Below are 23210 nucleotides of genomic sequence, written 5' to 3'. Positions count from 1 at the left end.
GCACGAAGGGGAGGGGGCCGATGGCGATTTCTGATAACACCAAGGGCGCGCTTCTGATGATGTGCTCCATGGCGGCCTTTACGTTCAACGACACGATGGTGAAGTCGCTGGGGCCGGATGTGCCGCTGTTTCAGATGTTGTTTCTGCGCGGCGTGGTGGCTAGCGCGTTGATCTATCTTCTGGCAAGATCGCTTGGCAAGCTGCGCTGGAAACTGTCGCGCCATGACTGGAGCCTGGTGGCGCTGCGCACCCTCTCTGAGATCGGGGCCGCCTATTTCTTTATCACCGCGCTCTATCACATGCCGATTGCCAATGTGACAGCGGTTTTGCAGATCCTTCCCTTGACGGTGACCTTGGGTGGGGCGCTGTTTTTTGGCGAAACCGTTGGCTGGCGGCGGGCGCTGGCGATTGCCGCAGGCTTTTGTGGGATGCTCTTGATTGTGCGTCCCGGGCCTGACGGCTTTGATCAATACGCGCTTTATGCGCTGGTCGCGGTTGCTTTTGTCACGTTGCGCGATCTGGCAACGCGGAAGATGTCATCTGAGGTGCCCTCCCTCACCGTGACGCTTGTCGCCTCTCTTGGGGTCATGCTTTTTGCGGGTGTTGCGAGCCTTGGCACACAGTGGGTGGCGCTCACAACAGACCAATGGGTTCTGCTGATTGGCGCCGCGGTGTTCATTTTAGGCGGCTATCTGTTTTCGGTGCTGGTGATGCGCGTGGGCGAGATCAGCTTCATCGCACCGTTCCGCTACAGCAGCCTGCTGTGGGCGCTGATGTTGGGCTATCTGGTGTTCGGGGAGTGGCCAGACACGGTTACTCTGACCGGAGCTGCGATTGTGGTCGGGGCCGGGGTCTTTACCCTAATCCGAGGGCGGCGCCTGTCTCAGGCAAACAGCGCGCGCACCTGATCCGCATCCACCGCAAAGCGCAGGCGGTATTCCTCTTCTTGCGCGGCGCTGAGCGGCTCCACCGGCACCGGTTTCACCTTCTTCTGGCGGCTGTCGTTATAGCCATTGTGGGTGCGCAGCCACATTGGCGCATCGGTGAAAGAGACGGTGGGCATATGCTGGTTCATGATGCCGTGGCGAAAGTTCATGATGGTCTGGGACACGCCGCCGCGCACATACATGCCAAGCGCGGCAACATAGAGGTTGCGCACTGTGTCGGTGGCGGAAATGCCTGCCGCACTCATTTCGGCGATGTAGCCCCGGTTCCAGTCAAAGGCCACGGTGGCATTGTCGCGTAAAAGACCTGGTACATCGTCTACAGCCGCGCGCAGACGTTCAATGAAATCCACAGAGATGGCATCATCATCATCATGACGAAACTGCAGGCAGGGCGCTTTCATATCCTTGCGGGCGCGGTTGATGATGTCTTTCATCAATAAACGGTGCCGTTTGGGCGGGTGCGCTTCGATCCGAACCTGTGGCAAGGTGGCGGTGATGTCCTGCAGCCGCTCTCTGTGGTGTTTGGGCAGGCTGTCCCCGATCACGACAATCAGCTCAAAGTTCTGATCGGTCTGTTCCCGCAGGCAGGGCAGGGCAATGACCTCAAACAGCTTAAAGCGTTCCTCAAGACGTTGCTCCTGATAGAGAAAGGTGATGCGGTCCTCGATCGTGTCATGTTCCACTTGAAACCCGCCCAATGCCGGGTATGAAAACCGGCATAGGCCGATGACCTGCATGTCTTTGCTCTGCATCTTACGCGCCTTGTGTCTTGCTGGTCGCACCTTGGCAGCAGTGGCGGATCAGCGCAACAGGGGGCAGCTGTTGACAAGTCTGCCGACTCCCCATATACGCGCGTCATCCGGCAATGGGCTTAGTCTGCCTAACGCCGTTTCATACCTGTAGTGGTCAAGTTCCGGTCTACTTTGAAGGCCGCAACCTCTGAGACTCCACCGCGTCGTTTGCCTCGGAATGGAAACGATTGCGGTTTTTGCGCTTGTGCATGCACAAGTTGTGAAAGACCCGATAACCGCGTTGAGCTTCGGCTTGGCGTATAAATGGAAGCAATAGGAAAGAGACCCTATGCCAACGATTCAGCAGCTGATCCGCAAACCGCGTCAGCCTAAAATCAAGCGCTCCAAGTCACAGCACCTGGAGCAGTGCCCTCAGAAGCGCGGCGTATGTACACGTGTGTACACCACCACGCCTAAGAAACCGAACTCCGCTATGCGTAAAGTTGCGAAGGTGCGCCTGACCAACGGTTACGAAGTGATCTCTTACATCCCAGGTGAAAGCCACAACCTTCAGGAACACTCTGTGGTTCTGATCCGCGGCGGCCGTGTAAAAGACCTTCCGGGTGTCCGTTACCACATCCTCCGCGGTGTTCTGGATACCCAAGGCGTTAAAGACCGTAAGCAACGTCGTTCGAAGTACGGCGCGAAGCGTCCTAAGTAAGAAGGAGAGGCTGATATGTCACGTCGTCACGCCGCCGAAAAACGCGAAGTTCTGCCTGACGCCAAATTTGGCGACAAAGTGCTGAGCAAATTCATGAACAACCTGATGATCGACGGCAAGAAATCTGTTGCCGAAAAGATCGTTTACAACGCGCTGGACCGTGTTGAAAACAAGGTGAAGCGCGCCCCTGTTGAAGTGTTCCACGAAGCACTCGACAACATCAAACCATCGGTTGAGGTTCGCTCCCGCCGTGTGGGTGGTGCCACCTATCAGGTTCCGGTCGAAGTGCGCCCTGAGCGCCGCGAAGCCCTGGCCATCCGTTGGCTGATTGGTGCTGCGCGTGGCCGCAACGAAAACACCATGGAAGAACGCCTGGCTGGTGAACTTCTGGATGCCGTGAACTCCCGCGGTACCGCCGTTAAGAAGCGCGAAGACACTCACAAAATGGCAGAAGCTAACAAAGCCTTCAGCCATTATCGTTGGTAAAGCCCAGAGGACATTAGACCAATGGCACGCGAATATACGCTCGAACATTACCGTAACTTCGGTATCATGGCGCACATCGACGCAGGTAAAACCACCTGCTCCGAACGCATCCTGTATTACACCGGCAAATCCCACAACATCGGTGAGGTGCACGATGGTGCAGCCACCATGGACTGGATGGAGCAGGAGCAGGAACGCGGTATCACCATCACTTCCGCTGCGACGACCACTTTCTGGGAGCGCACCGAGGATGGCCAAACCGCTGATACCCCAAAGCACCGACTGAACATCATCGACACCCCAGGCCACGTTGACTTCACCATCGAAGTTGAGCGTTCTCTGGCGGTTCTCGACGGTGCTGTCTGTGTTCTGGACGCCAACGCTGGTGTTGAACCTCAGACCGAAACCGTGTGGCGTCAGGCTGACCGCTACAAGGTTCCGCGTATGGTGTTCGTCAACAAGATGGACAAAATCGGCGCTGACTTCTTCAACTGTGTGAACATGATCGAAGATCGCACCGGGGCAGTTGCTGTTCCAATCGCGTTCCCGATCGGTGCAGAAACCGAGCTGGAAGGCCTGGTTGATCTGGTCACCATGGAAGAGTGGCTGTGGCAGGGTGAAGATCTGGGCGCGTCCTGGATCAAAGCACCTATTCGCGACGAACTCAAAGATCTGGCCGACGAATGGCGCGCCAAGATGATTGAGAACGCCGTCGAGCAGGACGACGATGCCATGGAAGCCTATCTGGAAGGCGAAGAGCCTGACGTGCCAACCCTGCGCGCACTGCTGCGCAAAGGCACTCTGTCTCTGTCTTTCGTTCCGGTTCTCGGCGGCTCCGCGTTCAAGAACAAAGGCGTTCAGCCTCTGCTCAACGCTGTGATCGACTACCTGCCGTCCCCACTGGACGTTGTTGATTACATGGGCTTCGCACCGGGTGATGAGAGCGAAGAGCGTAACATTGCGCGTCGTGCAGACGATGACATGGCGTTCTCCGGTCTAGCGTTCAAAATCATGAACGACCCGTTTGTTGGCTCCCTGACCTTTACCCGGATCTACTCCGGTGTGCTGAGCAAGGGCGACACGCTCCTGAACTCCACCAAAGGTCGTAAAGAGCGCATCGGTCGTATGATGATGATGCACTCCAACAACCGTGAAGAAATCACCGAAGCATTTGCGGGTGACATCATCGCGCTGGCGGGTCTGAAAGACACAACCACCGGTGACACACTCTGCGCCGTCAACGACCCGGTTGTTCTGGAAACCATGACCTTCCCAGATCCGGTGATCGAAATCGCTGTTGAGCCAAAGACCAAAGCCGACCAAGAGAAAATGTCTCAGGGTCTGCAGCGTCTGGCAGCCGAAGATCCATCCTTCCGCGTGGAAACTGACCTGGAATCCGGTCAGACCATCATGAAGGGCATGGGCGAACTTCACCTGGACATCCTCGTGGATCGTCTGAAGCGTGAATTCAAGGTTGAGGCCAACATCGGTGCGCCACAGGTGGCCTATCGTGAGACCATCTCCAAGGCGATCGAGCACACCTACACCCACAAGAAACAGTCCGGTGGTTCCGGTCAGTACGCTGAAGTCAAAATGGAAATCATGCCGACTGAAGCGGGTGAGGGCTACTCCTTTGAAAGCCGCATCGTTGGTGGTGCTGTTCCAAAGGAATACATCCCGGGTGTTGAAAAGGGCATTCAGTCCGTCATGGACTCCGGTCCTCTGGCTGGCTTCCCTGTGATCGACTTCAAAGTTGCTCTGATCGACGGTAAGTTCCACGACGTGGACTCCAGCGTTCTGGCCTTTGAAATCGCAGCTCGTATGGCAATGCGTGAAGGTATGAAACTGGCCGGCGCGAAACTGCTTGAGCCGATCATGAAGGTGGAAGTGATCACACCGGAAGAATACACCGGTGGCATCATTGGTGACCTCACCTCCCGTCGTGGTCAGGTGTCCGGTCAGGAGCCTCGTGGTAACGCTGTTGCAATCGACGCATTTGTGCCTCTGGCCAACATGTTCGGTTACATCAACAACCTGCGTTCGATGTCTTCCGGCCGTGCCCAGTTCACCATGCAGTTCGACCACTACGATCCAGTTCCGCAGAACATCTCTGACGAGATCCAAGCGAAATACGCATAACGAAATTTGGGAAGCGGGCTGCCCGCTTCCCCTCTCAACATTAAGGAGGCCATCATGGCTAAGGAAAAGTTTGAGCGCAGTAAACCGCACTGCAACATCGGCACCATTGGTCACGTTGACCACGGCAAAACCACGCTGACCGCCGCGATCACCAAACAGTTTGGTGACTTCAAAGCGTACGACGAAATCGACGGCGCGCCAGAAGAAAAAGCCCGTGGCATCACCATCTCCACAGCCCACGTGGAATATGAAACCGAAGCACGTCACTACGCACACGTTGACTGCCCAGGCCACGCTGACTACGTGAAAAACATGATCACCGGTGCGGCGCAGATGGACGGCGCGATCCTGGTTGTGAACGCAGCAGACGGCCCAATGCCACAGACTCGTGAGCACATCCTGCTGGGCCGCCAGGTTGGCATCCCTGCCATGGTTGTTTTCATGAACAAAGTGGACCAGGTTGACGACGAAGAGCTGCTCGAGCTGGTGGAAATGGAAATCCGCGAGCTGCTGTCTGAGTATGAATTCCCAGGCGACGACATCCCTGTGATCGCAGGCTCCGCTCTGGCGGCTCTGGAAGACCGCGACGCCAACATCGGTTCCGAGAAAATCGCAGAGCTGATGGCGGCTGTTGACGAGTACATCCCTCAGCCACCACGTGCGGTTGACGAGCCGTTCCTGATGCCAATCGAAGACGTGTTCTCGATCTCTGGCCGTGGTACTGTTGTGACCGGCCGTGTTGAGCGTGGCGTGATCAACGTTGGCGACGAAATCGAAATCGTTGGCATCAAAGACACTCAGAAAACCACCTGTACCGGTGTTGAGATGTTCCGCAAGCTGCTGGACTCCGGTGAAGCGGGCGACAACATTGGCGCGCTGCTGCGTGGTGTTGACCGTGAAGCGGTTGAGCGTGGTCAGGTTCTGTGTAAGCCAGGTTCCGTGAACCCACACACCAAGTTCGAAGCAGAAGCCTACATCCTGACCAAAGACGAAGGTGGCCGTCACACCCCGTTCTTCGCGAACTACCGTCCACAGTTCTACTTCCGTACAACTGACGTGACCGGCACTGTTGAACTGCCAGCTGGCACCGAGATGGTGATGCCTGGCGACAACCTGAAGTTCAACGTTGAGCTGATCGCACCGATCGCAATGGAAGCCGGCCTGCGCTTCGCGATCCGTGAAGGCGGCCGCACCGTTGGTTCCGGTGTTGTGTCCAAAATCGTCGAATAATCAGAGCGTCTGATTTTTGATGGAAAGGCCGTCCCCCGGGACGGCCTTTTTCTATGCCCGCGACCCAAGACTGCCCAAACAAAGAAACACGCGCTCACCAGCACGCGCCCGCCGCGCTTTTGCGCTGGTGATGGAAGCTTGGGGGATCTGAAAAGGTCAGTCCGGCGCTTGCACCCAGGCGATGGCCTCTTCATAGGCGGAGGCGCCAAAGTGCTTGGCGTCCAATCCGACGACATGTTTGCCAAACTTGGAGGCCATAGCCTGCCAACCAGCGTCACCGACAATGGCTGCACGGCGCAGCTGGCCAACATGGGAATGGGCCAACGCAAAGTGTTCCTTGAGTGCCCCAAGACCCTGCCAGCCGTCAAATTCCCGCAGATCGATCACCAGCCCAACCTCACCCATGGTGGCAAAGATGGTGTCCAAATCCTCGGATTTGCCAGCGTAGGTCTCGGAGTCGAGTTTGCCCATCAGGCGGACCACCACTGTGTCTTTCGCAAGCGCATCAATCTGAATCGATCCAAGGCTTTCGCGCAACCACAACCTGGCTGTGTCCGTCTCCGCCAGTGAGAACTGGGCGACAGGGCAGGGCATAAACACGCTGAACATGCCGACCATCCGCCGGATGCCAGGATCGTCTGTGACCAGAGCCACCCGATCAAAGCCGCGCCAGTGTTTCAATCCCATACGGCTGTCTTCGCGCAGGGCGCCGAAGGTGAAATCGCTCATGCCGCCGTCAACAATCGCCAGCAGGCGGATGTGGTCTGCGGTTTCGATCGCCTTGTCGATCGCAGGTGCGAGCGTGGTTGTGTAGTCGTCTTCTGAAATCGGCGCTGTCATCGTGATTTCAACAAAACGCGCGTCTTCACTGGTTTTTACGTCAATCATGGCAAGATCCCAAATCAATTATATGGAGAGCACTCTGCCACACCGTTCAGCTTTTGGTCGGAAAAATCTCAGGAGGGTATATGCTGCGCCAAACCCCGCTGATCTGGCAAGTCTCTGAGATTAATCGGCTTAACCTGTTCACAAAAAGGTGTTCGGACCTTGCAATTCACGGTTTGGTGAGGTGACATTGGGCCCTATGGCTGCCGGCCTGAGGCAGCGATGCGAACAGGGGAACACTATGAAACGCATGATGTCAGCCGCTTTGGCTGCAGCGGTCTGCGCTGCGCCTGCAATGGCAGAGACTTTTAAATGGGCGGGCACGACTGACCCGCAAACCATGGACCCGCATGCAGTGAACTCTGCGCCGGTTTTGGGGTTTTTGAACAACGTCTATGAAGGGCTTGTGCGCCGCGGCAAAGACATGTCGGTGCAACCCGCTTTGGCCACCAGCTGGGAGCCGATTGGCGCGGGCGAAGGCTGGCGCTTCTTCCTGCGTGAAGGCGTGACCTTCCATGACGGGGCGACATTCGATGCGGAAGATGTGCTGTTTTCCTATCAGCGCGCCTCGAGCGAGGTGTCTGACACGCGCAGCTGGTTTGCACCTGTGTCTGACGTGAAGGTGGTGGATGCCTATACCGTGGACATTCTGACCAGCGCACCGAACCCGATCTTCCCAGACAGCATTGCCAACTGGATGATCATGGACAAAGGCTGGGCAGAGGCCAACAGCGCGGCCCTGCCAGACAAAGAGAATGGCAACTACGCCACGCTGAATGCCAATGGCACCGGAGCGTTCAAAGTGACCGCAAGGGAGCCCGGCCTGCGCACGGAGCTGGCGCCGCATGACGGCTGGTGGGACGAGGCCACCCACAACATCACCAAAGCAGAGTTCACGCCGATCCAGAACGCCGCCACCGCCGTTGCCGCGCTGTTGTCTGACGAAGTGGACATGATCAACCCGGTGCCAATTCAGGATGCCGCGCGCCTTCAGGGGCAGGATGGTGTTCAGATCATTCAGGGCATCGAAGCCCGCGTGATCATGCTGGGTTTTGCCCAAGACGCGGATGAGCTGAAATACGGCGCGGATGCGGGCAAGCCAAACCCGTTCAAAGATGCGCGCGTGCGGGAAGCTGTGGCGAAGGCCGTAAATGTAGACGCGATCCTCAAAACCATCATGCGCGGTAACGCGGAACCTGCGAGCCAGCTCGTCAGCCCGGCGATGCGCGGGTATTCTGCTGCCAACGCAGACCGCCCTGCTTTTGACGTGGATGGTGCCAAGGCGCTTCTTGCAGAGGCAGGCTATGCTGATGGGTTTGCGTTTGGTCTGAAGTGCCCGAACAACCGCTATCTGAATGATGAGGCGGTCTGTCAGGCAGTGACATCCATGCTCGCAAAGGTCGGGATCACGGCTCAGCTTGATGCGATGCCTGTACAAAACTACTGGCCGGAACTGCGCGCCGATAACTTTGACATGTATCTGCTCGGCTGGTCCCCGGGCACATTTGATGCAGAGCATCCCATCCGCTTTCTGGCGTCCACGCCAAATGCTGAGAAAAAGCTGGGCAGCTGGAACTTTGGTGGCTACTCCAACGCCCGCATTGATGAGCTTCTGCCGATGATCCAATCCGAGATTGATGATGGCAAACGTCAGGCGATGCTGGATGAATCAGCCAAGATTCTTCAGGATGAAACCGCTTATGTGCCGATGTATGTGCAACCTCTGGTTTGGGGTGCACGTGACAATATCACCCTGACTCAACGGCCGGATAACTTCTTTATTCTGCGCTGGGTGAGCGTGCAATAAAACTTCATAAAAACGAGGCGTCGGGCAACACTCCGACGCCTCTTTTGCTTTGCTTGACCCTCTCTCCAGAAGGGCGCAAGGACCGCTCATAAAAACAAAGGGACGCAGTGATGCTGACGTATGTCATTAAACGAGTGTTGCAGTCCGCGCTGGTACTTCTGATCGTGGGGCTTGTTGCTTTCAGCATGTTCCGCTTTGTCGGTGATCCCATCGACAATATGCTGGGTCAGGAACGCACGGATGCAGATATTTCCCGCTTGCGGGCGGAATTGGGGTTGGATGAGCCTTTCCCGGTCCAATACTACAAATTCCTCGAAGGCGCTGTGCAGGGCGATTTTGGCGTGAGCTATCGTCAGGGCCGCCCCGTGGGGGAGATCCTTCTGGAGCGCGCACCCGCCACGCTGGAGCTGGCTGCGGTGAGTGGGTTTCTGGCGATCACCATTGGCATCGGCCTGGGTGTTTTCACCGCGATCCGCAGAGATGGGTTCATGGCGAATGCGATCATGTCGATCTCTCTGATTGGGGTGTCTTTGCCAACTTTCCTGATCGGTATCCTGCTCATATATATCTTTGCGGTGGAGCTTGGCTGGCTGCCCTCCTTTGGGAGGGGAGACGTGGTGCAGCTCGGCTGGTGGAGTACCGGTCTTCTGACCGCCTCCGGCCTGAAGGCGATTGTCCTACCGGCGATCACGCTCGGCCTTTACCAGATGACGCTGATCATGCGCCTTGTGCGCTCTGAGATGCTGGAAGTGCTGCGTCAGGATTATGTGCGCTTTGCCCGGGCCCGTGGTCTAAAGGCGCGTACGGTGAACTTCCGCCACGCGCTGAAAAACACGCTGGTGCCGGTGATCACCGTCACAGGTCTGCAGCTCGGCTCGATCATCGCCTTTGCGATCATCACCGAAACGGTGTTCCAGTGGCCCGGTGTGGGGCTTCTGTTCATCAACGCGATCCAGTTTGTCGACATCCCGGTGATGGCGGCGTATCTCATGCTGATTTCGGTGATGTTTGTGGCGATCAACCTGATCGTTGACCTGCTTTATTTTGCAATTGATCCGCGCCTGCGCACGGATGGTAAGGGGGCGCACTGATGTCTGACCAAACCTCAACCGCGCCGCAGTCCCGACTGGCGAAAGCCTGGGACAGCGACTTCGCTTACAACTTCCGCCGCTCGCCGGTGGCTGTGGTGTCCTTCCTTGTGGTGATGCTCTTGGTGCTGAGCGCCATCTTCGCCCCGTTGATTGCGCCTTATGACCCGTTTGATCCGGGCTCACTGGATCTGATGAACGGTTTCACCGCGCCGATGGCCGCCAATGATTTCACCGGAGACACCTTCTGGCTTGGCACAGATGATCAAGGGCGCGATGTGTTTTCCACCATCCTTTACGGCATGCGGATTTCGCTGTTTGTGGGCTTCTCGGCTGTGCTCTTTGCCATGGTGCTGGGCATCACGCTCGGCCTGATTGCTGGCTATGTTGGCGGCTGGGTCGAAACCGTGATCATGCGCGCCGCAGATGTGCAGCTGACCTTCCCCGCCATTCTGGTGGCCATGCTGATCTTTGGCATCGCCAAGGGCATCACCCCAATTGAACATCAGGACACGATGGCGATCTGGGTGCTGATCCTTGCGATTGGTCTATCGGATTGGGTGCAGTTTGCCCGCGTGGTGCGCGGTGCAACACTGGTGGAGAAGGACAAAGAATATGTGCAGGCCGCACGTATGATTGGACGGGGTCGAGGCATCATCATGCTGCGTCACATCCTGCCCAACGTGTTGTCCCCTGTGCTGGTGATCGCAACCATCTCTCTGGCATTGGCCATTATTGCCGAGGCTACGCTGTCCTTCCTTGGTGTTGGCGCACCGCCGACCCAGCCCTCGCTGGGCACGCTGATCCGCATCGGGCAACAGTTCCTGTTCTCCGGCGAATGGTGGATTCTGCTGTTCCCCTCCGCCACGCTTCTGGCGCTGGCGCTGTCTGTGAACCTGCTGGGCGACTGGCTGCGTGATGCATTGAACCCGAGGTTGCAGTGATGAGCGATACACTTCTTGATATCGAGGGCCTGTCGGTCCACTTCCCGACCCGTCGCAAGCTCTTTGTGGCGGTGAACAAAGCCAACCTCGCGGTGGAGCCCGGCGAAATCCACGGTCTTGTGGGTGAATCCGGTGCGGGTAAGTCCACCATCGGCGCCGCCGTGATGGGCCTGCTGGAACGTCCCGGTCATATCGCGGGCGGCACGGTTAGCTTTAAGGGGGAGGCCATCAGCGGGCGGGATGCCGAAGGCATGCGCGCGCTGCGCGGGGCCAAGATCTCCATGATCTTCCAGGACCCGCTGACCTCGCTGAACCCGCTTCTGACCGTTGGTCAGCAGCTGGAAGAAACCATCCAGTTCCATCTCAAGCTCTCTGATGCAGACAGCAAGAAACGGGCGATTGAACTGCTGGATCGCGTGGGCATTCCCAGCCCGGATGAGCGCATCAATCAGTATCCGCACCAGTTCTCTGGCGGCATGCGCCAGCGTGTGGTGATCGCGCTCGCGCTTTGTTCAGAGCCGGATGTGATCATCGCGGATGAGCCCACCACGGCGCTCGATGTCTCCATTCAGGCGCAGATCCTTGAGCTGATCAAGGAACTCGCGCGGGAGCGCCAGACCGGCGTGATCCTGATCACCCACGACATGGGTGTGATTGCGGACACCACCGACAAGGTGACCGTGATGTATCAGGGCGAAGTCGTGGAAAGCGGCACCACCGAACAGGTGCTGGGCGCACCCGCCCATGAGTACACCAAGTCGCTGATCGCCGCTGTGCCGCGCCCTACGCTGAAGGTGCACCGCTTCCCGCAGCTCTCTTACGGGGGCCGTGAGATCGCGTTTCACATCGACGATCTGGCGCGCAACTGGAAGCGCCCGGAGCCGACCAAATCCGGCACGCTTCTGAAGGTCGAAGGGCTCACCAAAACCTTCCTGCAAAACGGCTCGATCATTCCATCACGACGCAAATACTTCACCGCCGTGGATAAAGTCAGCTTTGATATCCGCGAAGGTGAGGTTTTTGGCATCGTGGGCGAAAGTGGCTCTGGCAAATCCACCGTCGCGCGGATGATTGCCACGCTCTATCAGACCAACGGCGGCAAGATCTTCTTTGACGATCAGGAGGTAACAAACCTCAAAACCGCCAAGGATCTGGAGAGCTATCGCCGTCAGATCCAGATGATCTTTCAGGATCCTTTCTCAAGCCTCAACCCGCGTATGCGGGTGGATGAGATCATTGCGGAGCCGGTGCGCCACCACAAGCTGCTGGAAGGCGACGCCATTCAGCACCGCGTGGATGAGCTGTTGGAGCGTGTGGGGCTTGGCTCTGAAGCTGGGCGCAAATACCCGCATGAGTTCTCCGGCGGTCAGCGCCAGCGGATCTCGATTGCGCGTGCGCTGGCCACCCAGCCGCGCTTCCTGATCTGTGACGAGCCAACCTCGGCGCTGGATGTGTCCATTCAGGCGCAGATCCTGAACATCCTCAAGGATCTTCAGGAGCATCTGGGCCTGACCATGCTGTTCATCAGCCACGACCTGCCGGTGGTGCGTCAGATGTGTGACCGTGTGGGCGTGATGCGTCAGGGGCAGATGGTGGAGGTGGCCGACACCGAAACCCTCTTTGCTGCCCCGAAAGAGGCCTACACACGTGAGCTTCTGAGCCTCATGCCCAAGCTTGAGGGGCTCTCAACCGAAGGCCTTGAAGGCGAGATCGTCTAACTTGCCGAACCAAAACTGGAAAGCGCCGCCATTGAGCGGCGCTTTTTTATGGCGCCTCTTTCAGGACTTGGGCAGGATGACTGCAAATAGCCGAGGAGCGCACCATGTCTGACACCCTGCCTGAATTGCGTGATGGTGAAAGCCAGTTGGAATTTGATCCGCTGGAGCGCGTGGATGCCGAACTGCGCTTCATTGGCCGCATTCACACCCCGTGGCAGCGCGGCGATTGCCCCAAGAATGTGACCCGCGCGCGGGAAAGCGGGCAGGGGGCATCAATCACTCTGGAGCCGGGCTTTGCCGAAGGTCTCACCGGGCTGTCTGTGGGGGATGGGATTTTGCTGTTTTACTGGATGCATCAGGCGCGGCGCGATCTGATCACTCAGCGGCCGCGTCACAAACCGGAAGCACAGGGCACATTTGCGCTGAGGTCCCCAAATCGGCCCAATCCGATTTCGCTGGCGGCGGTGCGGATCACATCTCTGGATCTCGCGGCGGGCCGGATTGGCATTGATGCGATCGACTGTTTTGACGGCACACCGCTGCTGGATATCAAACCCAGCGCACCGGCGGTGGATGTGCCTCCTGTGCAGCCTTAGGGGTAGCCTCAGGCGCGGATCTTTAGGGTCGGCCCATTTGGTGACGTGTGGGGCCAGATTCGGCGATTGAGATTGCCGGATGGCGGCGGCAGCAAGGCCTGTTCCGCGTCTTTGCAGCTGGCCACGATGAAGGCCCCTGCGCGTGTTCTGATGCGCTCAGAACGGGCGGAATTGCGGCCTGCACCTCTGGGAAGCACCCATACAGACAGATGTGTCTTACTCATTTTGTCCCCCTCGTAGGATCTGCGGAGGTCGGCGCGTGGGTGCCGAATCTGATTCCGTTAAAAGACCTTCGATGGGGGCCAGAAATACCGAGGAATGGTTAATGAAGAGTCTGCACGCTGCGGCTGTGTGCCAAAAAGCCAGACAAGAATTGGGGCGCATAGCTGACTATTCAGCAGTGCTTGTGCCAGTATTCTTTTCTTTTTTGTGAAAGATAAAGTGGCATCCCGTAGGGGAATCGAACCCCTCTTTCCAGGTTGAAAACCTGGCGTCCTAACCGATAGACGAACGGGACGCTCTTTATGGGCGCGTCAGAGATGAAATCCCCATACCCCGCTTCTGGCATCCCGTAGGGGAATCGAACCCCTCTTTCCAGGTTGAAAACCTGGCGTCCTAACCGATAGACGAACGGGACGCTCTGAAGCGTGAGGCGTGTCTAGTGAATGGCGCGGATGGGCGCAAGCGGAAATTTGAGCCTATGTACGTTTTTTTTCGGAAAGCCGTTTGGGCAGGTATTGAGGGGGCTACACCGGCTGTCACACGGCATGGCTTGCCCTAGTATATACAGGGCAAACCGGGGTTCAGGCGGCTCTGGCGGCGTCTTCCAGCCGCAGTTGCACAGACTGGCGACCGCCCCATGTGTTGATCTCCAGACGGCCTGCCAGATGGAATCGCGCACCGCCGTGTGATTCCAATGCTGCCCCCAGCGGGGTGTCATAAGCGCCAAAGGCAATGGCATCGATGCGGGCGCCGAATCCGTCGCCAAATGTCAGTTTCAGATGGCTTTCGCCCACCCGTTTGGTGAAGCGAATCTCCACATCCGGGAAGGCAAAACGCGGGGCCGGGGCCCCCGCCCCAAACGGGCCTGCCTTCTCAATGTCACTGATCAGCTCCACTGTGGCTCCGGTTGGCATCAGCAGGCTGTCGAGTTTCAGATCCGCCGGTCCCATGTCGCCAGCACCCTGTTTGGCCATCAGCTCTGCGAGCCGTGCCATGGCGGGCTCCAGCTGATCACGTGCCACAGTCAACCCTGCGGCCATCTTGTGACCACCGCCTTTCACCAGCAGGCCCTCTGCGGCCAGTTTCTGGATCGAAGCCCCAAGGTCCACACCAGAAACCGAGCGGCCAGAGCCTTTGCCTTCATCGCCATCAAGACCGATCACAATGGCGGGGCGGTTGGTGGCCTCTTTCAGGCGGGAGGCGACAATGCCGACCACACCGGGGTGCCAGCCTTCGCCGGCGGCCCAGACCAGCGGCGCATCCAGCCCGCGCTCTTCGGCCTGTGCCATGGCGGCGGCGCGCACGGCGGCCTCAATGTCGCGCCGCTCAGTGTTAAGCTCATCCAGCCGCTCGGCCAGCGCGCGGGCTTCCTGTTCGTTATCTGTGGACAGAAGGCGTGCGCCCAGATCCGCCTGTCCGATGCGTCCGCCAGCATTCACGCGTGGTCCCAGCAGAAAGCCGAGGTGATAACTGTTGGGGGCGCTGTCCATGCGGCTCACATCAGAGAGCGCGACAACTCCGGTGCGGTCGCGCCGCGCCATGACCTTCAGGCCCTGACGCACGAGTGCACGGTTCACGCCCACGAGGGGGGCCACATCGGCCACCGTGCCAAGCGCCACCAGATCAAGCATCGCCATCAGATCCGGGCCGCGCGTGCCATCGGCCTCGCGCATCTGGCGGTTGGCCTCCACCAGCATGAGAAACACCACCGCCGCCGCGCAGAGATGGGCAAGATCGCCGCTTTCATCCTGTCGGTTGGGGTTCACCACGGCCACGCAATCCGGCAGGGTCTCGCCGCCCAAGTGGTGGTCGAGCACGATCACATCTGCGGCCTTTGCGGCGGCAATCGGGTCGTGACTGAGCGTGCCACAGTCCACACAGATGATCAGGTCATGCGTGTCGGCCAGCTGCGCCATTGCGGTCTCATTGGGGCCATAGCCCTCATCAATGCGATCAGGCACATAAAGCGTCGCCTGAAGCCCCATATGGCGCAGCCAAGTGATCAAGAGCGCCGCAGAAGTGCCGCCATCCACGTCGTAATCGGCAAACACCGCGATGCGCTCACGTTTGCGCACCGCTTGCAGGAAACGCGCGGCGGCGGTTTGCATGTCTTTGATGCTGCGTGGATCGGGCAACAGGTCCGCCAGTCGCGGCTCCAGAAAGCTCTCCGCCTCCGCCGCTGTCACCCCGCGCCGGGCCAGCACCGCACAAAGGGCTGGGGGCAGGGTGGTGTCCTGCGCCAGCAGCTCAGCTGCGCGGGTGGCTTCCACATCCGGCCCTAGCCAGCGTCGTCCGGTCAGGCTTTCGGATACACCAAGGAAGTCGGTCATGGGCAGGGCTTTCATCTTATCAAAAGGCCCGCCAAAGAGGCGGGCCGTAAGGGGCGCTTTAGCCCAGTCAATCAGTGCAGTGTGCTGCGATCAAGCGGTCTGATCAATCGGTGCACGGTAGGTCATGCGACGCACGGAACCAGACTTGGAGCGCATCAGCAGGGTCTCGGTTTCGATCCAACCCGGGGTGCGCTTGATGCGCGGCAGCAGAGAGCCGCCAGTCACGCCGGTTGCGGCAAAGATCACATCCTGTGTGACCATCTCGTCGCGGGAATAGATGCGGTCCAGATCGGTGATGCCGGTCTTGGCGGCACGGGCGCGCTCGTCATCGTTACGGAACACCAGACGGCCCCACATCTGACCACCCATGCATTTCAGCGCCGCCGCTGCCAGAACACCTTCAGGTGCGCCGCCACGGCCCATATACATGTCGATGCCGGTTTCTTCGGCTTCGGCGCAGTGCATCACACCGGCCACGTCACCATCGGTGATCAGGCGGATGGAGGCGCCGGTGGCGCGCACTTCTGCGATCATGTCTTCGTGGCGCGGACGCTCCAGAATGCAGACGGTGATGTCGGAGGTGTCACAGCCTTTGGCCTTGGCCAGGGCTTCCACGCGCTCTTTCGGGCTCATTTCCAGCGAGACAACGTTTTCCGCGTAGCCCGGGCCGATGGCCAGCTTGTCCATGTAGGTGTCTGGCGCGTGCAGCATGGAGCCGCGCGGGCCCATGGCAATCACGGTCAGCGCGTTGGGCATGTCTTTGGCGGTCAGCGTGGTGCCTTCCAGCGGGTCCAGCGCAATGTCCACGCCGGGGCCGTTGCCGGTGCCCACTTCTTCGCCGATGAACAGCATCGGCGCTTCGTCGCGCTCGCCCTCACCGATCACCACAACACCAGCGATGTCCAGAAGGTTGAGCTGCTCGCGCATGGCGTTCACAGCGGCTTGGTCTGCGGCTTTCTCATCGCCGTTGCCGATCAGGGCAGCGGAGGCAATCGCCGCCTGTTCAGCCACACGGGCCAAACCAAGGGACAGCATACGGTCGTGAAATTCCGGCTTTTGGGACATGGGAGGATCCTTATGTACAAACTTAAGTATCGACTAACGTAGGGGCGGCGCGCTCACAAGAGGGGCGCGCCATTCAAATTTCAAACCTGTTCAATCCGCAACGCTACCGGCGCATTTGCAAGCACTCCGGTGGATTGCATAGCCTCTATGGCCGCGTCCAGCGCCGCACGCTGGGTTTTGTGGGTCACGATCAGGACAGGGGCGTGCTTGTCGTCATGACGAGTCTGGCGCATCCGGTCGATGCTGATGCCATTGTCGCCAAGCGCGGTTGCGATTTTTGCCATCGCGCCTGGGCGATCTTCCAGCGTCAAGCGCAGATAGAACGGCGCAGGCGAGTTGGAACGTGCGGCAGTCGCCGTGGCGAGTTGCGCTGCGGGCATGCCAAAGGTCGACAGGCGGAAGCCGCGCGCAATGTCACAGACATCGCCCATCACCGCGCTGGCGGTGGGACCTTCGCCTGCACCGGGGCCGCGCAGCACAACCTGCTCCACGGCGTCGCCTTCGATCACCACCATATTGGTGCCACCAGTCAGCTGGCCCAATGGGCTGTCTGCGGGCACGAGGCAGGGCGACATGCGCTGCTCAAGACCGCGGCCCGTCATCTGCGTCACGCCCAGCAGTTTGATCTTATAGCCCAGCTCGGCGGCCTGATGAATGTCTTCAATCGAAATGCGCTGGATGCCCTCAAGCTCTACGCCGTCAAAATCCACCTTAGTGCCAAAGGCGATGGAGGACAGCAGCGACAGTTTGTGCCCCGCATCAATCCCGCCCACGTCAAGGTTGGGGTCCGCTTCCAGATAGCCAAGCGCGTCCGCTTCGGCAAAGACCTCCTCATAAGGAAGCCCTGCATCCTGCATGCGGGTCAGGATGTAGTTACAGGTGCCGTTCATCACGCCCATGATCCGGGTGATGTCATTGCCTGCCAGCCCTTCGGTCAGCGATTTGATCACCGGAATGCCACCTGCCACAGCCGCCTCAAAGCGGATCACCGCGCCTTTGGCTTCTGCGGCTTCTGCCAGTGCCTGACCATGGTGGGCCAGCAGGGCCTTGTTGGCAGTGACAACATCTTTGCCAAGCGCAAGGGCGGCTTCAATGGCAACTTTCGCAGGGCCGTCTTCGCCGCCCATCAGCTCGACAAAAACATCCACGTCATCGCGCTTTGCCAAAGCAACAGGATCGTCTTCCCAGGCATAGCTTGCCAGCGACACACCCCGGTCCTTGTCTTTGGAGCGGGCGCTGACCGCAGTGATTTCTACTGGGCGACCTGTGCGCGCGGCCAGCAGATTGGCTTTCTGGCGTACAATCTTAACGACACCCACGCCCACGGTGCCCAATCCGGCAATCCCAAGACGGAGCGGTGTGGTATTGGGGTTGCTGTTCTGCGCATCGGTCATGAAGCACTACCTCGATTATGGTTGGAGTGGTCTGCTGTATCGCCTTGCCGTGTAGCCGCTCATGCGCCGGGGCGCAACGCGTCACGGTGGCGATATGGCTTATTGCAGGTCACGCGCGCGCCTTTGAAGTCGCGCACCGCGCGCCTCAATCTCTTCCTCGCTGGTGTCTGTGAGGCGCTGTTGTGGCGCTTGGGGCAGGTCGCGCATCGGCAGAAGGTCCGGGTATGGCGCGGCTTCCACTTCTTTGGAAACAGCGGTATCCAGTCCGGGGACCGTGCCGCAGCCCGCCAGAGCAGTGGCGCATAAGATCCCCAAAAGGCGCATTTTGATCTGAATTGTCACGCGCGTGGCCCTTTTTCTGCGTCGCCTTGTTATGGCCCAGCCCCGGCCAAAGACACAAGCCACCTCAGGGGCTTTGTCTGCGTCAAAGTGGCCTTTTAAAGAAACATTTGTTCAGTTAAATTGGCCAGTATGGCAAGAACCCAAGGCTCCCACTCCGATATCACTGGCCCGCGTGTGCGCGCGGCGGCTCTCTCTCTATTTGCGCAACACGGCTACGCCGCTGTCTCTATGCGCCAGATTGCCCGCGAGGTCGGCGTGCAGGCGGGGGCGCTCTATAACTACACGCCAGACAAGCAAAGCCTGCTGTTTGATCTGATGAAAAACCACATGGATGAGCTGCTCGCAACCCGTGCCAGCTTGGATGCGCCAACCTCCCCCGTGGCCGCCTTGGAAACATTCACCCGCCTGCACCTGCGTTTTCACTCAGAGCGCCCTGATGAAGTGTTCATCGCTTATATGGAGCTGCGCAACCTCAGCCCGGACAACTTTGCCGCCATCGAGGCCCTACGCCGCGCCTATGAAGATCAGCTGGAGGCGATCCTGCGCGCTGGTGTCGAAAGCGGTGATTTCACCGTAGCAGACTCCAAGATCACCACCATGGCCGTGATTGCGATGCTGACAGGTGTGAACACATGGTTTCGCGAAGGCGGCCGCCTGTCGCTTGAGGAAGTTGAACAGATCTACTGGGATATGGTGCGTCAAGCCGTGGGCGTCTCTGCCTAAAAAGCGGAGGGGTTCCCCCCTCCGCCTACGCTTGCTCAATGCGCCGGTTTGATGAAGGTGCCATTGCGCAGTTCTGCAAAAGCCTGCTGCAGCTCCGCCTGCGTGTTCATCACAATCGGGCCGTGCCAGGCCACCGGCTCCTGAATGGGTTGGCCTGAAATCAGCAGAAAGCGCACGCCCTGTTCGCCCGCCTGCACCGTCACCTCATCGCCATTGCCAAAGCGCACCAGCGTGCGGTCCCCGCTCATATCGCGGATGTTGACCTCTTCGCCGGCGACTTCTTTCTCAAGCAAAACGCCGGTCGGTTGGCTGGCATCAGCAAAAGCCGCATCCCCCTCAAACACATAGGCAAAGGCGCGCCGTCGTGTGTCGATCGGGAAGGTCTTTTTCACCCCCGCAGGCACAGTCACATCCAGAAACATCGGGTCGGCGGCAATGCCATCCACTGGGCCGGTCTGCCCCCAGAAGCTGCCAATGACCACGCGCACCTTTGTGCCGTCATCTTCCATGATTTCCGGGATTTCACGGGCGGTCACATCCTGATAACGCGGATCGGTCATCTTCAGATCGCGCGGCAGGTTCGCCCACAGCTGAAACCCATGGTTCACGCCGTTGGCACCGGGGGTGGGCATCTCCTGATGCAAAATCCCGCGCCCCGCTGTCATCCACTGCACATCGCCAGCACCCAAATTTCCGGTGTTGCCAAGGCTGTCCTGATGTTCCACCGCACCCTCAATCACATAGGTGATGGTTTCAATGCCGCGATGCGGGTGCCACGGAAATCCGGCCTGATAAAGGCGGGGATCATCGTTGCGGAAGTGATCCATCATCAGGAAGGGATCAAGCTCTTCGGGATCCTGAAACCCAAAGGCACGATGCAGATGCACGCCAGCCCCTTCTCTGGCAGGAATGGCTTTGCGCGTTTCCAAAACAGGTCTGATCGACATGATGTCTCTCCTTTCCCCCTCAAAGTAGGCGCTGCAGTCTTGCCTGAAAATCGCCAGAACCGCGCGCAGATTGTGCAGATTTGCACAGATTGGGGAGGCGCGCGGCAAATGGGTGTGGTGAAAAATAAAATTAACAAGTTCAATATGTTGAGTTGAGCGACGTAGCGGCATTTTGCAACCTGTCTTTCAACTGCCTTGTGCTTGCGCCTATGCTCGCAACCGACACAACATCTCAAGGCAGGGAGGCCTACATGCTAGGGTCTATGATGATGCGTCCGCTCAACATTGCGGACATTCTCAAATATGCAGCCGAAATTCACCCCACAGCAGAGGTTGTCTCTGTACGCACAGAAGGTGACCTGCACCGCCAGACTTACGCGGATATGGCCAAACGTGTGAACCGCCTCGCCAATGCGCTGAAGGCAGAAGGCATGCAGGTTGGTGACCGTATCGCGACGCTGGCGTGGAACGGCTACCGCCATCTGGAACTTTATTATGCCATTTCCGGGTCAGGGGGCGTGTGTCACACAATCAACCCACGCCTGTCTGCAGAACAGATGAGCTACATCGTCAACCACGCCAAAGACACGATGCTGTTTGTGGACACCACCTTTGTGCCGCTGGTCAACGCACTGCGTGCGCAATGGCCAGAGGGGCTCAAAGTGGTGGTGATGACGGATCGCGCTCACATGCCCGAGGGCGATTTCCTCTGTTATGAGGAACTGCTTGAGGCGCAGGCAGACGTCTTTGACTGGCCTGACCTGCCAGAAGACACCGCCGCAGGGCTTTGCTACACCTCCGGCACCACCGGCAATCCCAAAGGCACGCTTTACACCCACCGCTCCACGGTGCTGCATGCCATGACCGTGGGCCTGTCCCTGCCCAAAGTCTGCCAGCCAGGCAAACGCATTCTACCGGTTGTGCCGCTGTTTCACGTCAACGCCTGGGGCCTGCCCTATATCGCGCTGCTCACCGGCGCGTCTCTGGTCTTCCCGGGTGGCGCTCTGGACGGGCCAAGCCTGTTTAAACTGATGGAAGATGAGAACGTCTACTCTGCGTGGGGTGTGCCAACAGTGTGGCTGGGGTTGCAGGGCGAAATGCAAAAACAGGGCCGCATGCCCAATGGGCTGAGCCATCTGGTGATTGGCGGCTCCGCAGCGCCTGCCAGCATGATCAGCTATTTTGAAGAGCAAAACATCGACATCTGCCACGCCTGGGGCATGACCGAGATGAGCCCGGTTGGCACCATGGGCAATCTGCCAGTGCATCTCGAAGACCGCAGTCTTGAAGAGCGGGTGGAGATCAAATCCAAACAGGGCCGCCGTATCTTTGGCGTCGATCTGAAAATCGTCGATGAGGATGGCAAGCCTCTGCCTCACGATGGCGAAGCCGCTGGCGAGCTGTTTGTGCGCGGCAACAACATCACATCGGGTTATTTTGAAAATGACGAGGCCAACGCAGGCGCCTTTGACGCAGATGGCTGGTTTGGCACTGGCGATGTCGCCACTATCGACAGCCATGGCTATCTCACCATCACCGACCGCGCCAAAGACCTGATCAAATCCGGTGGCGAGTGGATCAGCTCGCTCGATCTGGAAAACACCGTCATGGCGCACCCGAAGGTGGCCAATTGTGCAGTGATCGCTGTGGCCCACCCCAAATGGGATGAACGCCCGCTTCTGGTGGTGGTGCCGTCGCCTGAGGGCAAGCCCGAGATCAGCGAGCTCATGGCCCTGCTCGAAGAGCACTTCGCCAAGTGGCAATTGCCTGACGATGTGGTCTTTGTAGGAGAGCTGCCGATGACCGCCACAGGCAAAGTCTCAAAGCTCACCCTGCGCAAGCAGTTTGCCGATTACAAACTGCCCGACATGGTGTGATTTGGCACAAAGCCAGATCATAACACTCAACGGTCACGCGTATCATATCCGCGTGGCTGGCGACCCTCAGGCCCCAGTGATCCTGTGTCTGCACGGCTTTCCCGAATACTCCGGCGCTTTTGACGATCTGGTCCCCCATCTGGAGGAGCATTTTTTCCTCGTCGCCCCGGATCAGCGTGGCTACGGCCAAAGCTGGCGCCCCACAGAGGTCGATCACTACGCCCCCGCCGCGCTTGTCGCGGATGCCGCCGCCATCCTGCGCCATTACAGCCCTGACAAACCCGTCGCCGCTGTGCTTGGCCATGACTGGGGCGCGGCCGTGGCCTATGGCCTTGCCTTCCGGAATCCAGCGCTGTTTGAGCGTCTGATCGTGGCCAATGGCGTGCATCCGATCCCATTTCAGCGTGCGTTGGCGGCGGGCGGGGCGCAATCAAAGGCCAGCCAATACATCAACTGGCTGCGCGCCGAGGGTTCTGAGGTCAAGCTCACAGAAAACAACCATTTGCGCATGATGTCCCTGTTTTCAGAGCATATGGACATGTCGTGGATGGATGCGGGCAAAGTGGCGGCCTATCGTGCCGCCTGGGGGACAGCGGATCAGGTGCGCGGCATGGTCAACTGGTATCGCGCCTCAAACCTCAAAGTTGCCGCTCCCGGCCAGCCGTTGCCACCAGAGGCGTTGCCGCAATGGCCCGCCCATGCCTTGCGCGTGCCCATGCCCCACCTTTTGCTCTGGGGGGAAGAGGACACCGCGCTCCTGCCAGAATGCCATGCCGGGCTGGAGGATTTTTGTGACGATCTCACGCGTGTTTCGCTTACGGGCGTAGATCACTGGCTGCTGCATCAAAAGCCCGCCGAAGTGGCGCGCCACATCCGGCAATTTCTGCGCTAACCTGCGCCGTTTCATTCGTAAAACGTCCTCGCAGGAGGCATAGACGCCCTTGTCTGCCCTCAGGCTTCCGCCAAGGCAGATCCAATGTGACGTCATGTTACTTTGCCAAGCTCTTGTTTGTCTGCG

General features: G+C 58.8%; 21 protein-coding genes and 2 tRNA genes. 13 read left to right on the top strand and 10 right to left on the bottom strand.

The features are described 5' to 3' along the window. Positions 1 to 20: 20 nt before the first annotated feature. Positions 21 to 908, top strand: a complete 888-nt coding sequence (locus PJL69_RS14505; protein WP_271310295.1) for a DMT family transporter — start codon at positions 21 to 23, stop codon at positions 906 to 908. Here the strand turns inward: PJL69_RS14505 and PJL69_RS14500 are convergent. Continuing rightward, positions 884 to 1684, bottom strand: coding sequence for a putative rhamnosyl transferase (locus PJL69_RS14500; RefSeq protein WP_271310449.1), 801 nt, complete (start codon positions 1682 to 1684; stop codon positions 884 to 886). The two genes, PJL69_RS14505 and PJL69_RS14500, sit on opposite strands and share 25 nt — an antisense overlap. Positions 1685 to 2027: 343 nt before the next feature. Here PJL69_RS14500 and rpsL point away from each other — a divergent pair, with 343 nt between their 5' ends. The 4 genes from rpsL to tuf are packed head-to-tail and all read left to right on the top strand — an operon-like array spanning position 2028 to position 6254. Further along, positions 2028 to 2399 carry a 30S ribosomal protein S12 gene (gene rpsL, locus PJL69_RS14495; RefSeq protein WP_054000841.1) on the top strand — a complete coding sequence of 124 codons (372 nt, stop codon included), beginning with the start codon at positions 2028 to 2030 and terminating at the stop codon, positions 2397 to 2399. A 15-nt stretch (positions 2400 to 2414) separates the two neighbouring features. Further along, a complete protein-coding gene (gene rpsG / locus PJL69_RS14490) occupies positions 2415 to 2885 on the top strand; it encodes a 30S ribosomal protein S7 (protein WP_271310294.1) in 471 nt (156 codons plus the stop codon). Positions 2886 to 2906: 21 nt separating this feature from the next. Next, a complete protein-coding gene (gene fusA / locus PJL69_RS14485) occupies positions 2907 to 5024 on the top strand; it encodes an elongation factor G (RefSeq protein WP_271310293.1) in 2118 nt (705 codons plus the stop codon). A 54-nt stretch (positions 5025 to 5078) separates the two neighbouring features. Then, the gene (gene tuf / locus PJL69_RS14480) at positions 5079 to 6254 is read left to right on the top strand and encodes an elongation factor Tu (RefSeq protein ID WP_271310292.1); all 1176 of its coding nucleotides are present in this window, start codon (positions 5079 to 5081) and stop codon (positions 6252 to 6254) included. Between the two features lie 156 nt (positions 6255 to 6410). Here the strand turns inward: tuf and PJL69_RS14475 are convergent, their stop codons facing one another. After that, positions 6411 to 7142 carry an STAS/SEC14 domain-containing protein gene (locus PJL69_RS14475; protein ID WP_271310291.1) on the bottom strand — a complete coding sequence of 244 codons (732 nt, stop codon included), beginning with the start codon at positions 7140 to 7142 and terminating at the stop codon, positions 6411 to 6413. Positions 7143 to 7380: 238 nt separating this feature from the next. Here PJL69_RS14475 and PJL69_RS14470 point away from each other — a divergent pair, with 238 nt between their 5' ends. The 5 genes from PJL69_RS14470 to PJL69_RS14450 all read left to right on the top strand — a co-directional run bounded on the left by PJL69_RS14470 (position 7381) and on the right by PJL69_RS14450 (position 13292). Beyond that, positions 7381 to 8946 (top strand): ABC transporter substrate-binding protein, encoded by a 1566-nt coding sequence (locus PJL69_RS14470; RefSeq protein ID WP_209099957.1) that lies wholly within the window; start codon positions 7381 to 7383, stop codon positions 8944 to 8946. 110 nt (positions 8947 to 9056) lie between these two features. Further along, the gene (locus tag PJL69_RS14465) at positions 9057 to 10037 is read left to right on the top strand and encodes an ABC transporter permease (protein ID WP_209099958.1); all 981 of its coding nucleotides are present in this window, start codon (positions 9057 to 9059) and stop codon (positions 10035 to 10037) included. Continuing rightward, positions 10037 to 10978, top strand: a complete 942-nt coding sequence (locus PJL69_RS14460) for an ABC transporter permease (protein WP_271310290.1) — start codon at positions 10037 to 10039, stop codon at positions 10976 to 10978. The genes PJL69_RS14465 and PJL69_RS14460 overlap by 1 nt, the downstream gene beginning before the upstream one ends. Next, the gene (locus PJL69_RS14455; protein WP_271310289.1) at positions 10978 to 12696 is read left to right on the top strand and encodes an ABC transporter ATP-binding protein; all 1719 of its coding nucleotides are present in this window, start codon (positions 10978 to 10980) and stop codon (positions 12694 to 12696) included. The genes PJL69_RS14460 and PJL69_RS14455 overlap by 1 nt, the downstream gene beginning before the upstream one ends. A 104-nt stretch (positions 12697 to 12800) precedes the next feature. Beyond that, the gene (locus tag PJL69_RS14450) at positions 12801 to 13292 is read left to right on the top strand and encodes an SAM-dependent methyltransferase (RefSeq protein ID WP_271310288.1); all 492 of its coding nucleotides are present in this window, start codon (positions 12801 to 12803) and stop codon (positions 13290 to 13292) included. Between the two features lie 8 nt (positions 13293 to 13300). Here the strand turns inward: PJL69_RS14450 and PJL69_RS14445 are convergent, their stop codons facing one another. The 7 genes from PJL69_RS14445 to PJL69_RS14415 all read right to left on the bottom strand — a co-directional run bounded on the left by PJL69_RS14445 (position 13301) and on the right by PJL69_RS14415 (position 18645). Then, a complete protein-coding gene (locus PJL69_RS14445; protein ID WP_271310287.1) occupies positions 13301 to 13516 on the bottom strand; it encodes a hypothetical protein in 216 nt (71 codons plus the stop codon). A gap of 218 nt (positions 13517 to 13734) precedes the next feature. Next, positions 13735 to 13809: transfer RNA gene (locus PJL69_RS14440), tRNA-Glu, on the bottom strand. Positions 13810 to 13854: 45 nt separating this feature from the next. After that, positions 13855 to 13929 (bottom strand) — tRNA-Glu (locus tag PJL69_RS14435). 166 nt (positions 13930 to 14095) lie between these two features. Beyond that, a complete protein-coding gene (gene recJ / locus PJL69_RS14430; protein ID WP_271310286.1) occupies positions 14096 to 15844 on the bottom strand; it encodes a single-stranded-DNA-specific exonuclease RecJ in 1749 nt (582 codons plus the stop codon). A 90-nt stretch (positions 15845 to 15934) separates the two neighbouring features. After that, on the bottom strand, positions 15935 to 16909 hold the full coding sequence (gene glpX, locus PJL69_RS14425; protein ID WP_271310285.1) for a class II fructose-bisphosphatase: 975 nt from the start codon (positions 16907 to 16909) through the stop codon (positions 15935 to 15937). 80 nt (positions 16910 to 16989) lie between these two features. Further along, the gene (locus tag PJL69_RS14420; RefSeq protein WP_271310284.1) at positions 16990 to 18303 is read right to left on the bottom strand and encodes a homoserine dehydrogenase; all 1314 of its coding nucleotides are present in this window, start codon (positions 18301 to 18303) and stop codon (positions 16990 to 16992) included. A gap of 99 nt (positions 18304 to 18402) precedes the next feature. After that, a complete protein-coding gene (locus tag PJL69_RS14415; protein WP_271310283.1) occupies positions 18403 to 18645 on the bottom strand; it encodes a hypothetical protein in 243 nt (80 codons plus the stop codon). Positions 18646 to 18774: 129 nt separating this feature from the next. Here PJL69_RS14415 and PJL69_RS14410 point away from each other — a divergent pair, with 129 nt between their 5' ends. After that, on the top strand, positions 18775 to 19368 hold the full coding sequence (locus PJL69_RS14410) for a TetR/AcrR family transcriptional regulator (protein WP_271310282.1): 594 nt from the start codon (positions 18775 to 18777) through the stop codon (positions 19366 to 19368). 35 nt (positions 19369 to 19403) lie between these two features. Here PJL69_RS14410 and PJL69_RS14405 read toward each other — a convergent pair whose 3' ends face one another. Beyond that, positions 19404 to 20315 (bottom strand): pirin family protein, encoded by a 912-nt coding sequence (locus PJL69_RS14405; RefSeq protein WP_271310281.1) that lies wholly within the window; start codon positions 20313 to 20315, stop codon positions 19404 to 19406. A 251-nt stretch (positions 20316 to 20566) separates the two neighbouring features. Here PJL69_RS14405 and PJL69_RS14400 point away from each other — a divergent pair, with 251 nt between their 5' ends. Together PJL69_RS14400 and PJL69_RS14395 are read left to right on the top strand one after the other, a co-directional pair. Then, the gene (locus tag PJL69_RS14400) at positions 20567 to 22192 is read left to right on the top strand and encodes a long-chain-fatty-acid--CoA ligase (RefSeq protein WP_271310280.1); all 1626 of its coding nucleotides are present in this window, start codon (positions 20567 to 20569) and stop codon (positions 22190 to 22192) included. 52 nt (positions 22193 to 22244) lie between these two features. Then, the gene (locus tag PJL69_RS14395) at positions 22245 to 23084 is read left to right on the top strand and encodes an alpha/beta fold hydrolase (RefSeq protein WP_271310279.1); all 840 of its coding nucleotides are present in this window, start codon (positions 22245 to 22247) and stop codon (positions 23082 to 23084) included. Positions 23085 to 23210: the final 126 nt, after the last annotated feature.

The organism is Shimia sp. MMG029 (assembly GCF_027947445.1).
Lineage (GTDB): Bacteria > Pseudomonadota > Alphaproteobacteria > Rhodobacterales > Rhodobacteraceae > Shimia.
Note: the sequence above shows the minus strand (reverse complement) of the source record. Positions and strands in the feature narration are given on the sequence as shown.